General features: G+C 74.3%; 9 protein-coding genes. All 9 read left to right on the top strand.

Features of this window, described 5'->3' with window-relative positions; translation table 11 throughout:
- Positions 1-58 precede the first annotated feature (58 nt).
- The 9 genes from OG774_RS06290 to OG774_RS06250 all read left to right on the top strand — a co-directional run bounded on the left by OG774_RS06290 (position 59) and on the right by OG774_RS06250 (position 14352).
- Positions 59-1060, top strand: a complete 1002-nt coding sequence (locus OG774_RS06290) for a DMT family transporter (RefSeq protein WP_328307696.1) — start codon at positions 59-61, stop codon at positions 1058-1060.
- Between the two features lie 272 nt (positions 1061-1332).
- A complete protein-coding gene (locus tag OG774_RS06285; RefSeq protein WP_328307694.1) occupies positions 1333-2970 on the top strand; it encodes an anthranilate synthase component I in 1638 nt (545 codons plus the stop codon).
- Entirely contained in the window at positions 2967-3671 is a 705-nt protein-coding gene (locus OG774_RS06280) for a TIGR02234 family membrane protein (protein ID WP_328307692.1), read from the top strand. Before OG774_RS06285 ends, OG774_RS06280 begins: the two co-directional genes overlap by 4 nt.
- A 39-nt stretch (positions 3672-3710) precedes the next feature.
- Positions 3711-4520 carry an indole-3-glycerol phosphate synthase TrpC gene (gene trpC, locus OG774_RS06275; RefSeq protein WP_274195027.1) on the top strand — a complete coding sequence of 270 codons (810 nt, stop codon included), beginning with the start codon at positions 3711-3713 and terminating at the stop codon, positions 4518-4520.
- A gap of 82 nt (positions 4521-4602) precedes the next feature.
- Entirely contained in the window at positions 4603-5922 is a 1320-nt protein-coding gene (gene trpB / locus OG774_RS06270; protein WP_328307690.1) for a tryptophan synthase subunit beta, read from the top strand.
- Between the two features lie 17 nt (positions 5923-5939).
- Complete coding sequence (gene trpA, locus OG774_RS06265; RefSeq protein ID WP_328310822.1) at positions 5940-6731, top strand: tryptophan synthase subunit alpha; 792 nt, start codon at positions 5940-5942, stop codon at positions 6729-6731.
- Positions 6732-6755: 24 nt separating this feature from the next.
- The gene (gene lgt, locus OG774_RS06260) at positions 6756-7871 is read left to right on the top strand and encodes a prolipoprotein diacylglyceryl transferase (RefSeq protein WP_442873952.1); all 1116 of its coding nucleotides are present in this window, start codon (positions 6756-6758) and stop codon (positions 7869-7871) included.
- Positions 7872-8105: 234 nt separating this feature from the next.
- Positions 8106-12851: a glutamate synthase large subunit gene (gltB, locus tag OG774_RS06255; RefSeq protein WP_328307686.1), complete on the top strand. Its 4746-nt coding sequence runs from the start codon at positions 8106-8108 to the stop codon at positions 12849-12851.
- Complete coding sequence (locus tag OG774_RS06250; RefSeq protein ID WP_328307684.1) at positions 12844-14352, top strand: glutamate synthase subunit beta; 1509 nt, start codon at positions 12844-12846, stop codon at positions 14350-14352. Before gltB ends, OG774_RS06250 begins: the two co-directional genes overlap by 8 nt.
- Positions 14353-14382: the final 30 nt, after the last annotated feature.

Raw genomic sequence — 14382 nt, 5'->3', positions numbered from 1 at the left:
AGTTCGAGGCAGGAAACCTCGCTGGTCCTCAACGGTCATCGGACCGACCATCGAGGGCGTGACGCGCTCCCTCGTCGGCCCCGCCCCGGCCGCCTCGGTCGTCCCCCGCGTCGACCCGCGTCTGGTCGCCGTCGCCGGCAGCCTCTGCATCGCGTTCTCGCCGATCTTCATCGCGCTCGCCGACGTCAGCCCGGGCACGGCGACGTTCTTCCGCTGCGCTCTCGCGCTCCCGCTGCTCGTGCCGCTGGCCCTGCTCGAGCGGCGGCGCCGTCTGCGGTCGTCGCCGACGACGGGCAACCGTCCGCTCGTGCTGTTCGTCGGCGGCGCGCTGCTCGGCCTCGACATGACGCTGTGGGCGGAGTCCGTGCACGCCGTCGGGGCCGGGGTGTCGACGGTGCTGGTCAACGTGCAGGTGGTCATCCTCCCGCTGCTCGCGTTCCTCGTCCTCGGCGAGCGGGTGCGCCGCACGTTCGTGCTCGCCGTGCCGGTGATGCTCGTCGGTGTCGCCCTGGCGGGCGGTCTCATCGGCGACCCGGAGGCGGTGACCGGCGTCGCCCCGGTCCGCGGCACCGTGACCGCGCTGGTCGCCGCGGCCGCCTACGCGGGCTACCTGCTGTTCGTGCGCCTCGGCGCCGGCCCGGGCCAGCGGTTCACCCCGGTCGCGATCGCCACCGTCGGGGCCGCGGTGACGTCGTTCGCCGTCGGCTCGTTCTGGCAGGGCATCGACCTCGCGCCGGACGCGCGCTCCCTGATGTGGCTCGTCGTGCTGGCGATCGTCGGCCAGGTCGTCGGCTGGGTGCTCATCGCGTCGGCGCTGCCGCGCCTCGCGTCCTCCACCGGTGCCTCGATCCTCCTGCTGCAGCCCGTGGGCGCGGTCCTGCTCGGCGCGCTGATCCTCGCCGAGGTGCCCGGGGTGCTCCAGCTCGTCGGCTGCGCCGTCGTCCTCGGCGCCGTGGCGGTGGCGGCGCGGACCCGGGCCACGCCGACGGCGCCGGCGGGGGAGCCCGCGCCGGACGCCGACGTGGCCGGACCGGAGGCCCCCGCGCCCCCTCGTCGGTGATCGGGACGGTCGCTCCACCGGGGACGGGCGGCCCCGCCTCCGGTGGAGAGCTGCCCGTCCGACCCGCCGCGACGGGCACGTTGCGCATGGTCATCGGGCAGGCGCGCCTGCCGAACGTGCCCCTCGTCCGACAGAGCCGCGGCGCCCGCGATCAACGGGGAGTTCCGGCGCATAGAAGCAGCGAACCGCCCGTTCGCTCCTACCGGTTGCCCCTCACGCGACCGCGGACCCGGTTGCCGAGGGCTGTCGGGGCCGGGGGCCAGAATGGGGTCGTGGCCGTTTCCGACCCCTCCGCCGCCCCGCTCGGCGCGGTCGTGCCCGACCGCGCGGGGTTCCACGCCCTGGCGGCGCACCACCGCGTCATCCCGGTGACGCGGCGGCTGCTGGCCGACGGGGAGACGCCCGTCGGGCTCTACCGCAAGCTCGCGGGCCGGCGGCCCGGCACGTTCCTGTTCGAGTCCGCGGCGCACGGCGAGTCGTGGTCGCGCTGGAGCTTCGTCGGGGCACGCAGCGCCGCGACGCTCACCGAGGCCGACGGCCGCGCGGTGTGGACCGGGCAGGTGCCGGTCGGTCTGCCCGGCGGCCCGGACGACGAGGCGCACTCGGACGACCCGCTGGTCGTCCTGCGCGAGACGCTGCAGCGCCTGCGCACCGATCCGCTGCCCGGCCTGCCGCCGCTCACCGGGGGGCTCGTCGGCTACGTCGGCTACGACGCGGTCCGCCGGCTCGAGCGCGTCCCGGAGCACGCCACCGACGACCTGCAGCTGCCCGAGATGGTCATGCTGCTCGCCACCGACGTCGCGGCGCTGGACCACCACGAGGGCACCGTCACCCTCATCGCCAACGCGGTGAACTGGGACGACAGCCCCGAGCGGGCGGACGCCGCCTACGACGACGCGCTCGCCCGGCTCGAGCGCATGACCGCCGAGCTCGGGGCGCCCGCGCCGTCGACGGTCGCCACGGTCGACGCGCCCGCCGGTCCTCCCGCGGTGCGGCGGCGCCGCTCACCCGAGGAGCACCACGCGGCGATCGAGGTCGCCAAGGAGCGGATCCGCGCCGGCGACGCGTTCCAGGTGGTGCTGTCCCAGCGCTTCGAGACCGAGACGTCGGCCGACGCGATGGAGATCTACCGGATGCTGCGGATGACCAATCCCAGCCCGTACATGTACCTGCTGCGGCTCGCCGACGCCGACGGCCGGCCCTTCGACATCGTCGGGTCGAGCCCCGAGGCGCTGGTCACCGTGCGGGACGGCGTCGCCACCACGCACCCGATCGCGGGCACGCGCTGGCGCGGGGCGGACGCCGAGGAGGACACGCTGCTGGCGAAGGACCTCCTGGCCGACGAGAAGGAGCGCGCCGAGCACCTCATGCTCGTCGACCTCGGCCGCAACGACCTGGGACGCGTCTGCGTGCCGGGCACGGTGACGGTGCGCCGCTTCTTCGAGATCGAGCGCTACAGCCACGTGATGCACCTCGTCAGCACGGTGACGGGGCGCCTCGCCGCCGGGCGCACCGCGTTCGACGCCGTGGCCGCGTGCTTCCCGGCCGGCACGCTCTCGGGGGCGCCGAAGCCGAAGGCGCTGGAGATCATCGAGGAGCTCGAGCCCACCCGGCGCGGGCTCTACGGCGGCATCGTCGGCTACCTCGACTTCGCCGGCGACGCCGACACCGCGATCGCCATCCGCACGGGCCTGCTGCGCGACGGCGTCGCCCACGTGCAGTCCGGCGGCGGCATCGTGGCGGACTCCGACCCGGTCGCCGAGGACACCGAGTGCGTCAACAAGGCGCGCGCGGTCCTCGCCGCCGTCGCGGCCGCGGGCACGCTCGCCGCGCCGTCGGGCACGGCGGGCACGGGCTCGAACGGCACGGCCCCGGTCCCGCTCGACGATCCCCTCCCGGCGGCGCCGTGAGCGCGGCGGCACCGCAGCCCGCCGGCGGGCACGCCCCGGCGCGCCTGCTCGGGCTCGTCGTGGTGCTGCTCGTGGTCGCGGCCGCCGTGCTGTGGGGGTCGTCGCGCGCCACGTGGGTGAGCCAGGTGATCGACGGCCTCCCGGGCCCCCGCACGAACACCGCCGAGGGCGCGCGTGCCGAACCGATCCTCGTGCCGTGGGCGCTCCTGTGCCTCGCCGCGGTCGGTGGGCTGCTCGCCACGTCGGGGTGGGGCCGGCGGGTCGTCGGCACCCTCGTCGCCGTCGCCGGCCTCTGGGCGGTGCTGCGCGGCGCAGCCGGGCTCGTCGCGCCGGCCGCCACGGCCCTGCCGGTCGGCCTGCGTCCCGGCGACCGGCCCCTGCCCGCCGAGGCGGTGCCGGCGGGCCCGATCGTCGGCGTGGTCGGCGGGCTGCTCATGCTGGCGGCGGGCCTGCTCGCCGCCCGGTGGGCCGCGGTCCTGCCGCGCATGGGGGCGCGCTACGACGCCCCGGGCGGCCCGGCCGCACCACGTGTGCCACCCGCGGACCCGGACCGGGCGCTGTGGGAGGCGCTCGACGACGGCCGGGACCCGACCCGGGAACCGACCCACGATCGCTCGGGCGAACCAGCGCCGGACACCGCCCGCAGGCAGGGCTCCGGCCCTCCCGACGGGGTGGGCAGCACGGAAGGGGCAGCGGGTTAACATGGAGCGAACTCGGACGGGGAAAGGGGCAGACCCGGCGTGAGCGTCCTGGAGGAGATCCTCGACGGGGTTCGGGCCGACCTCGCCGCCCGCGAAGCCGCCGTTCCCTTCGCGGCCGTCAAGGACCTCGCAGCGGCCGCACCGCCGGCTCTCGACGCCCTCGCCGCGCTGCAGGGCCCCGGTATCGGTGTGATCGCGGAGATCAAGCGCGCGAGTCCGTCCCGGGGTCCGATGGCCGAGATCCCCGATCCCGCCTGGCTCGCCGGCCGCTACGTCGACGGCGGTGCGCGGGTCATCAGCGTGCTCACCGAGCAGCGGCGCTTCGGCGGCTCGCTGGACGACCTCGACGCCGTCCGGGCCGCGGTCGACATCCCGATCCTGCGCAAGGACTTCGTGATCGGCACCTACCAGGTGCACGAGGCGCGGGCCCACGGCGCCGACCTGGTCCTGCTCATGTGCTCGGTGCTCGAGCAGAACGCCCTCGACGCCCTCGTCGACCGCGTGCACTCCCTCGGGATGACGGCGCTGGTCGAGGTGCACAACGAGGAGGAGGCCGACATGGCGCTGCGTGCCGGCGCCAAGCTCGTCGGCATCAACGCCCGCGACCTGCACACCCTCGAGGTGGACCGCTCGGTGTTCAGCCGGATCGCCCCCGGCCTGCCCGGCGAGGTGCTGCGCGTGGCCGAGTCGGGCGTGCGCGGCCCCGGCGACCTCATGACCTACGCCGGCCACGGTGCCGACGCCGTGCTCGTCGGCGAGTCCATGGCCACGGCGGAGGACCCGCGGGCGGCGGTGCGCCAGCTGGTCACCGCGGGCTCGCACCCCGCGTGCCCGAAGCCGGCGCGCTGAGTCGCCGTCGCCCTGAATACGCGGCCCTCGGCCTCGTAGCATCGCCGACGACCCCCGCACATCCCGCAGGAAGAGCTCCACGATGACGTCGGCCAGCACGGCGAGCACGGCCAGCCAGGGCCTCGCCGGGACCACGCACGAACCCGACGACACCGGGCACTTCGGACGCTGGGGCGGGCGCTACATGCCCGAGGCGCTCATCGCCGCGGTCGACGAGGTGGCCGCCGAGTACGAGAAGGCGCGGCACGACCCGGCGTTCCTCGCCGAGCTCGACCGCCTGCAGCGCGACTACGCCGGCCGTCCCTCGCCGGTCACCGACGCGCGCCGTCTCTCCGAGCACGCGGGCGGGGCGCGCATCCTGCTCAAGCGCGAGGACCTCAACCACACCGGCTCGCACAAGATCAACAATGTGCTGGGCCAGGCGCTGCTCACGAAGCGGATGGGCAAGACCCGGGTCATCGCCGAGACCGGCGCGGGCCAGCACGGCGTGGCCACCGCGACCGCGGCGGCGCTCATGGGCCTCGAGTGCATGGTCTACATGGGCGAGGTCGACACCGAGCGCCAGGCGCTCAACGTGGCGCGGATGCGTCTGCTCGGCGCCGAGGTCGTGCCCGTCACCACGGGCTCGCGCACGCTGAAGGACGCGCTCAACGAGGCCTACCGCGACTGGGTCGCGAGCGTGGGGCACACCCACTACATCCTCGGCACCGCAGCCGGCCCGCACCCGTTCCCGCGGATGGTGCGCGACTTCCACCGCGTCATCGGGCTGGAGGCCCGCGAGCAGGTGCTCGCCGCGTACGGGCGCCTGCCCGACGCCGTCGTCGCGTGCGTGGGCGGCGGATCGAACGCCATCGGGATCTTCCACCCGTTCCTCGACGACGCCGACGTCCGCCTCATCGGCTACGAGGCCGCGGGCGACGGGGTCGCGACGGGACGGCACGCCGCCTCGATCACCGGTGGCACGCCGGGCGCCCTGCACGGCGCGATGTCCTACCTGTTGCAGGACGAGGACGGCCAGACGCTCGAGACGCACTCGATCTCGGCGGGCCTCGACTACCCGGGCGTCGGCCCCGAGCACGCGTTCCTCGCCGACTCCGGGCGCGCGAGCTACGAGCCCGTCACCGATGCCGAGGCCATGGACGCCTTCCGGCTCCTGTGCCGCACCGAGGGGATCATCCCGGCCATCGAGTCGGCCCACGCGATCGCCGGGGCCGTGCGGCTCGGGAAGACCTTGGGTCCGGAGGCCACGATCCTGGTCAACCTCTCCGGGCGGGGTGACAAGGACGTCGACACCGCCGCGCGCTGGTTCGGGGTGGTCGACCCCGAGTCGCTGCCCACCGAGGAACCGCCGCCGGCCGAGGACGCCGACGGGGCCGTCGCGAGCGGGGAGCGGGAGCTGTGACGACGACCGGCACCGGCATCACCCGCCTCGCCGAGGTCTTCACCACCGCGAAGGCCGAGGACCGCGCCGCCCTGATCGCCTACCTGCCCTCGGGCTACCCGACGATCAAGGGCTCGCTCGGGCTGCTCACCCAGGCCCTCGACGCGGGCGCCGACCTCGTCGAGGTCGGCCTGCCGTACTCCGACCCTGTGCTCGACGGTCCGGTGATCCAGCACGCCGTCGATGCCGCGCTCAAGGGCGGGGTCCGGGTCCGCGACACGCTCGCGATCGTCGAGCAGCTCGCGCAGCGGGGCGGGCGGGCCGTGGTGATGACGTACTGGAACCCGGTGCTGCGCTACGGGGTCGACGCCTTCGCCCGCGACCTCGCCGCCGCCGGCGGGCTCGGCGTGATCACGCCGGACCTCGTGCCCGACGAGGCCGGGGGCTGGCTCGCCGCCGCCGACCGCGAGGGCCTCGCCCCGATCTTCCTCGTCGCGCCGTCGTCGTCGGACGAGCGGATCGCGTCCACCACGGCGGCCACCCGCGGGTTCCTCTACGCCGCCTCGACGATGGGCGTCACGGGCGCCCGGGACGCGGTCTCGGACACCGCCACCAGCCTCGTCACGCGGGCCCGGACGCACACCGACCTCCCGATCGGCGTCGGGCTGGGCGTGCGCAACGGCGCGCAGGCCGGCGAGGTCGCACAGTTCGCCGACGGGGTGATCGTGGGCTCCGCGCTGGTGAGCGCCGCCGAGCACGGGCGCGCGGCCGTCGCCCGCCTCACCACCGAGCTCGCCGCCGGGGTCCGGGGCCAGCACACGGGTCGTTGACCCAGGGCAGATAGCGTGGCGGCCGTGCTTGCCGCGGCCCTGCCCACCTATCTGCCCAGCCCGCCCCAGGGCGTGTGGGAGCTCGGGCCGGTCCCGTTGCGGGCCTACGCGCTCTGCATCATCGCCGGCATCGTCGTGGCGATCCTGTGGACCGAGCGGCGCTTCGTGGCGCGGGGCGGCGAGCCCGGCACGGTCACCGACATCGCGGTGTACGCCGTGCCGTTCGGGCTGATCGGCGGGCGGCTCTACCACGTGGCCACCGACTGGTCGACGTACTTCGGCCCCGGCGGGAACCCCGTGGCCGCGCTGTTCATCTGGCAGGGCGGGCTCGGGATCTGGGGCGCGATCGCGCTGGGCGGGGTCGGCGCCTGGATCGGCTGCCGGCGCCGCGGCATCCCGCTGACGGCGTTCGCCGACGCCGCCGCGCCGGGCATCGTCACCGCGCAGGCCATCGGCCGCCTGGGCAACTGGTTCAACCAGGAGCTCTACGGGGCGCCCACGACGCTGCCGTGGGGCCTGGAGATCTACCGCCGGATCGACCCCGTCACGGGCGCGCCGGACAACCTCACCGGCATCGCGGTCGACACCACGCCGATCGCGATCGTGCAGCCGACGTTCCTCTACGAGCTGCTCTGGAACCTCGCCGTCGCGGCCCTCGTCGTGTGGGCGGACCGCCGCTTCCGCCTGGCCCACGGCCGGGCGTTCGCCCTCTACGTGGCCGGCTACACCGCCGGGCGCTTCGTCATCGAGCTCCTGCGCACCGACCCGGCCACCCGCGTGTTCGGCGATGTGCGGATCAACGTCGTGGTCTCCGCCGTCGTGTTCCTCGGCGCCGTGTTCTACCTGTGGTGGGTCCGCGGGCCGCGTGAGGTGTTCGGCCGCAACGCCGCCGGTTCGGGCGACGACGACCCGGGTACGCCGGAGTCCGTGGCCAGCACCAACAGCACCGGCGATCCCGACGAGGACCAGCGCGCCCGCAACGAGGCGACGGCGCGCCGCCAGGAGAGGTCGCCCGCGGCCGAGTCCGGGGGCAAGGGCGGGTCGGCGAGCAGCAGCAGCGTCGACGCCGCCCCGGCCGACCCGGAGCAGGAGCGCGAGGAGGACGCGCCGGCGGAGCCCCCGTCGGCCGCGAAGAGCTGACGCACACCTCACCGGCGGGCCTGCCACGGGCCCGCTGACGGACTAGGATCGGGTCGCACCGCGCAGGACGTCGGGGTCCGGCGCCGCCGTCTCCGTGCCCGTCACCCTCTCCACCGGGTTCGATCCACGGACCCGCCGCACGCACGACGCGCGGCGGTGGCAACGCCGTCACTCATCCTGGGCCACCGTCGTCCCCGGGTCTCCACCACCCGCGCGACGACGAGGAGGCACGAGATGCCTGTGTCCAAGGCCGGCTCGGCCCCGGGCCCACAGGGGCTCTACGACCCCGCGTACGAGCACGACGCCTGCGGGGTCGGCGCCGTCGCCCACACCCGCGGCGTGGCCAGCCACGCGATCGTGCGCGACGCCCTGGTGGTGCTGCACAACCTCGACCACCGCGGCGCCGCCGGCAGCGAGCCGACCAGCGGGGACGGCGCCGGGATCATGCTCCAGGTGCCCGACGCGCTGCTGCGGGCCACGGTCGACGTCGCGCTGCCCGAGCCCAGGACGTCGCCCGACGGCGGCGCGCCGGTCCTGGCGTACGCCACCGGCCTCGCGTTCCTGCCCGCCGACCCCGACGACCGCGCGAAGGCGATCTCGCTGCTCGAGCGCATCGTCGCCGAGGAGGGTCTCGACGTCCTCGGCTGGCGCGAGGTCCCGGTGGACCCCGAGGGCGCCGACGTCGGGTCGGTCGCGCGCGGCGCGATGCCGCACTTCGCGCAGATCGTCGTCGCCACTCCCGACCGGCAGGTCGCCGGGATCGCGCTCGACCGCCTCGCCTGGATCGTGCGCAAGCGCGCGGAGCGTCAGTCCGCCGAGGAGGGGTGCGGGCTCTACATCGCGTCGCTGTCCAGCCGCACGATGACCTACAAGGGCATGCTGACCACCGACCAGCTGCCGCTGTTCTTCCCCGACCTGCGCGACGAGCGCCTGGTCAGCGCCATCGCCGTGGTGCACAGCCGGTTCTCGACCAACACCTTCCCGAGCTGGCCGCTGGCCCACCCGTACCGGGTGATGGCGCACAACGGCGAGATCAACACGATCCGGGGCAACCGCAACCGCATGCGGGCCCGCGAGGCGCTGCTCGCCACCGACCTGTTCCCGGGTGACCTCCAGCGCGCGATGCCGGTGTGTCCCGAGGACGTCTCGGACTCGGCGAGCTTCGACGAGGTGCTCGAGCTGCTCGAGCTCGGCGGCCGGCCGCTACCGCACGCGGTGATGATGATGATGCCCGAGGCGTGGGAGAACCACGCCGAGATGCCGCCCGACCAGCGCGACTTCTACCGCTTCCACGCGAGCCTCATGGAGCCGTGGGACGGCCCGGCGTGCGTGACGTTCACCGACGGCACGCTCATGGGCGCCACCCTCGACCGCAACGGCCTGCGCCCGGCCCGCTGGTGGCACCTCGACGACGACCGGGTGGTGCTGGCCAGCGAGTCGGGGGTGCTCGACGTCGACCCGTCGCGGGTGCTGGCCAAGGGCCGCCTGCGGCCGGGACGGATGTTCCTGGTCGACACCCGCTCCGGGGCGAGCGCAGCGACGGGGGAGGGCTCCGGGGCGAGCGCAGCGACGGGGGAGGGCTCCGGGGCGAGCGCAGCGACGGGGGAGGGCTCCGGGGCGAGCGCAGCGACGGGGGAGGGCTCCGGGGCGAGCGCAGCGACGGGGGGAGGCTCCCCGGGCATCGTCGACGACGACGCCTTCAAGAGCGAGCTCGCCGCCGCGGCGCCCTACGGCGAGTGGCTGCACGCCGGGCTGGTGCACCTCGACGACCTGCCGCCGCGCGAGCACATCGTGCACACCCACGCGTCGGTGGTCCGCCGGCAGCTGACCTTCGGCTACACCGAGGAGGACCTGCGGGTCCTCCTCGCGCCGATGGCCACCACCGGCGCGGAGCCGCTCGGGTCGATGGGCACCGACACCCCCACCGCGGCCCTGTCGGCGCGCTCCCGGCTGCTCTACGACTACTTCGTCCAGCTGTTCGCGCAGGTGACGAACCCGCCGCTCGACGCGATCCGCGAGGAGCTCGTCACCTCGATGACGCGGGCGATCGGGCCGGAGCAGAACCTGTTCCACCCCGGCCCCGCCTCGTGTCGGCAGGTCGTGCTGCCCGACCCGGTGATCGACAACGACGACCTCGCCAAGCTCATCCACATCGACGACGACGGCGACATGCACGGGTTCGCCGCGACGGTGATCTCCGGGCTCTACGAGGTCGACGGCGGCGAGCGGGCCCTGACCGACGCGCTGGACCGCGTGCGCCGCCAGGCGTCCGAGGCGATCGGTGCCGGCAAGAGCATCCTCGTGCTCTCCGACCGCGACTCCGACGCGCAGTGGGCGCCCATCCCGGCGTTGCTGCTGGTGTCGGCGGTTCACCATCACCTCGTCGCCACCCGCGAGCGCACCCAGGCCGCCCTCGTCGTCGAGTGCGGCGACGCCCGCGAGGTGCACCACATCGCGCTGCTGCTCGGCTACGGCGCCGCGGCGGTCAACCCGTACCTGGCCTTCGAGTCGATCGAAGACATGATCACCAGCGGGTGGCTGCAGGACATCGAGTGCCCGGAGGCCATCGACCACTACGTGAAGGCGCTGGTCAAGGGCGTCCGCAAGGTGATGTCGAAGATGGGCATCTCCACGGTGTCGGGCTACACCGCGGCCCAGGTCTTCGAGGCCGTCGGGCTCTCGCAGGAGTTCGTCGACGAGTTCTTCACCGGCACGTCGTCCAAGCTCGGCGGGGGCGGGCTCGACGTCGTCGCCCGCGAGACCGCGGAGCGCCACCGGCAGGCGCACCCGGAGAACCCGGGGGAGCGGGCCCACCGCGCGCTCGACGTCGGCGGCGAGTACGCCTACCGCCGCGAGGGCGAGCTGCACCTGTTCAGCCCCGAGACGGTGTTCCTGCTGCAGCACTCCACGCGGACCAAGCAGTGGGACGTGTTCCAGCGCTACACCGCCGAGGTCAACCGGCTGATCTCCTCCGGCGGCGCTCTGCGCGGGATGTTCCGGCTGCGCACCGGGGACAGGACACCGGTCCCGATCGACGAGGTCGAGCCGGCGACGGAGATCGTCAAGCGCTTCGCCACCGGCGCCATGTCGTACGGATCGATCTCGGAGGAGGCGCACACCGACCTCGCGATCGCCATGAACAACATCGGCGGCAAGTCCAACACCGGGGAGGGCGGGGAGGACCCGGTCCGGCTCCACGACCCGTCGAAGCGCTCGGCGATCAAGCAGGTGGCGTCCGGCCGGTTCGGCGTCACCAGCGAGTACCTCGTCAACTGCACCGACATCCAGATCAAGATGGCCCAGGGCGCGAAGCCCGGCGAGGGCGGTCAGCTCGCGGGGCAGAAGGTGTACCCGTGGATCGCCGAGGTGCGGTACTCCACGCCCGGCGTCGGCCTGATCTCGCCGCCGCCACACCACGACATCTACTCCATCGAGGACCTCAAACAGCTCATCCACGACCTCAAGAACGCCAACGAGCACGCGCGGATCCACGTCAAGCTCGTGGCGTCGGTCGGCGTCGGCACGGTGGCCGCGGGCGTGGCCAAGGCGCACTCGGACGTCGTGCTGATCTCCGGGTGGGAGGGCGGCACCGGCGCGGCGCCGCTGACCTCGCTCAAGCACGCCGGGGCGCCGTGGGAGGTCGGTCTGGCCGACACCCAGCAGACGCTCATGATCAACGGGCTGCGTGACCGCATCACCGTCCAGGTCGACGGCCAGATGAAGACCGGCCGCGACGTCATCGTCGGTGCCCTGCTCGGGGCCGAGGAGTACGGGTTCTCGACGGCGCCGCTGATCGTCAACGGCTGCATCATGATGCGCGTCTGCCACCTCGACACCTGCCCCGTGGGGGTCGCGACCCAGAACCCGGAGCTGCGCAAGCGCTACACCGGCAAGCCGGAGTTCGTGGAGAACTTCTTCTGGTTCATCGCCGAGGAGGTCCGCGAGTACCTCGCCGAGCTCGGGTTCCGCACGATGGACGAGGCCATCGGGCACGCGGAGCTGATCGACGCCGCCGAGGCGGTGGACAACTGGAAGGCCCAGGGCATCGACCTGACGCCGCTGTTCACCGTCCCCGACGTGCCCGAGGGTGCGCCCACCGACCGCATCCGCACGCGCGCCCAGGACCACGGGCTGGACCGGGCCCTGGACCGCACCCTGATGCAGCTCGCCGAGGGCGCCCTGTCCGACGCGACGCCGGTGCGCCTCGAGATGCCGGTGCGCAACGTCAACCGCACCGTCGGGACGCTCACCGGCGCCGAGATCACCCGCCGCTACGGCGACGCAGGCCTGCCCGACGACACGGTCCACGTCGAGTTCACCGGGTCCGCCGGGCAGTCGTTCGGGGCGTTCCTGCCGCCCGGGATGACGCTCGACCTCGTCGGCGACAGCAACGACTACCTGGCCAAGGGCCTGTCCGGTGGCCGGGTGATCGTGCGGCCACACCCGGACGCCCCGTTCCTGGGTGACGACGAACGGCACGTCATCGCCGGCAACGTCATCGCCTACGGCGCCACCGGGGGCGAGGTGTTCCTGCGCGGCCAGGTCGGCGAGCGCTTCTGCGTCCGCAACTCGGGGGCGCTGGCCGTCGTCGAGGGCACCGGCGACCACGCCTGCGAGTACATGACCGGCGGCCGCGTCGTCGTGCTCGGTACGACGGGCCGCAACCTCGGGGCCGGGATGTCCGGGGGCATCGCCTTCGTGCTCGACCTGCCCGAGGTGCGGGTGAACCCGGAGATGGTGTCGTTGCTCGAGGTGGACGACGAGGACGCGGATTGGCTGCGCGGCATCGTCGAGCGCCACCGCGACCTCACCGGGTCGCCGCGGGCGGCGGCGCTGCTCGACGACTGGGCGGCGGCCGTGCCGCGGTTCACGAAGGTGATGCCCGACGACTTCCAGCGCGTCCTCGACGCGACCCAGCGGGCCCAGACCGAGGGGCGCGACCCCCACGAGGTGATCATGGAGGTGGCGGCCGGTGGCTGACCCGCGCGGGTTCCTCAAGTACTCCCGTGAGGACAACCCCAAGCGTCCGATCGAGGAGCGCCGCACCGACTGGCACGAGCTCTACGCGCCGCTGACCGACCCCGCGACGCGCGAGGGCACGCAGACCCAGGCGGCGCGGTGCATGGACTGCGGCATCCCGTTCTGCCACTCCGGCGGTGCGGGCTGTCCGCTGGGCAACCTCATCCCGGAGTGGAACGACTTCGTCCGCCGGGGCGAGTGGGACCGCGCGAGCGAGCGCCTGCACGCCACGAACAACTTCCCGGAGTTCACCGGGGCCCTGTGCCCCGCGCCCTGCGAGGCGGCCTGCGTCCTGTCGATCACCAGCCAGCCGGGCCCGGTGGCGATCAAGCGCGTCGAGTGGTCGATCGCGGAGAACGGGTGGACCGACGGGCACGTCGTCCCGCAGATGCCGAGCAACCGCACCGGGCGTCGCGTCGCCGTCGTCGGGTCGGGGCCCGCGGGGCTCGCCGCGGCCCAGCAGCTCACGCGCGCCGGGCACGACGTCACCGTCTTCGAGCGCGACGACCGCCTTGGCGGGCTCATGCGCTACGGCATCCCGGAGTTCAAGTTCGAGAAGTGGGAGCTCGACCGCCGGCTCGACCAGATGCGCGCCGAGGGCACCCGGTTCGTGACGAACTGCGAGGTCGGCACCGCGGCGCTGCCCGTGGAGCGGCTGCAGGGCGAGCACGACGCCGTGGTGCTCGCCGTCGGCGCGCTCGAGGGCCGCGACGACCGCACCATCGAGGGCCGCGACCTCGACGGCGTGCACCTGGCGATGGAGTACCTCGTGCCCGCCAACCGCGAGTGCGAGGGCGACGGCCCGTCGCCGATCAACGCCCGCGGCGCGAACGTCGTCATCATCGGCGGCGGCGACACCGGGGCGGACTGCTACGGCACCGCGACCCGCCAGGGCGCCCTGGCCGTCCACCAGCTCGACCAGTACCCCCCGCCGCCCAAGACCCGGCAGGACTCGTCGTCACCCTGGCCGACCTGGCCGTACGTGTTCCGGACACCGCCGGCGCTGGAGGAGGGCGGCGAGCGCCTGTTCGCCACCGCCGTGCGCCGGTTCGTGGGCGACGAGCGCGGCCACGTCCGTGCGGTCGAGCTCTCGTCGGTCGAGGTGCGCCGGGACGCCGAGGGCCGGCGGGAGGTCGTGCCGACCTCGGAGGAGGTGCACGAGATGCCGTGCGACCTCGTGCTGTTCTCCATCGGCTTCACGGGCCCCGACGACCGGGCGCTCCTGCCCGCCCTCGGGATCGAGCGCAACCCCAAGGGCGCGGTCGGCTGCGGCTCGGACTGGCAGACCGACGCGCCCGGCGTGTTCGTCTGCGGCGATGCCCACCGCGGGGCGTCGCTGATCGTGTGGGCGATCGCCGAGGGCCGCTCGGCCGCCGCGGCCGTCGACTGCTACCTCGACCCCGACGGCACCACCGACCTCCAGGCTCCCCTGCACCCCGGCGCGCTGCCCCTGTCGGCGTAGCGGAGATGTCAGCGGCGTGGCGCCGCAGAC

The organism is Actinomycetospora sp. NBC_00405 (assembly GCF_036044095.1).
Classification (GTDB): domain Bacteria; phylum Actinomycetota; class Actinomycetes; order Mycobacteriales; family Pseudonocardiaceae; genus Actinomycetospora; species Actinomycetospora callitridis.
Note: the sequence above shows the minus strand (reverse complement) of the source record. Positions and strands in the feature narration are given on the sequence as shown.

Excerpts from the sequence above, each read along its gene's own strand:
- trpB (WP_328307690.1), top strand. The coding sequence starts at position 4,603 with ATGACGTCGGCCAGCACGGCGAGCACGGCCAGCCAGGGCCTCGCCGGG.
- gltB (WP_328307686.1), top strand. The coding sequence starts at position 8,106 with ATGCCTGTGTCCAAGGCCGGCTCGGCCCCGGGCCCACAGGGGCTCTAC.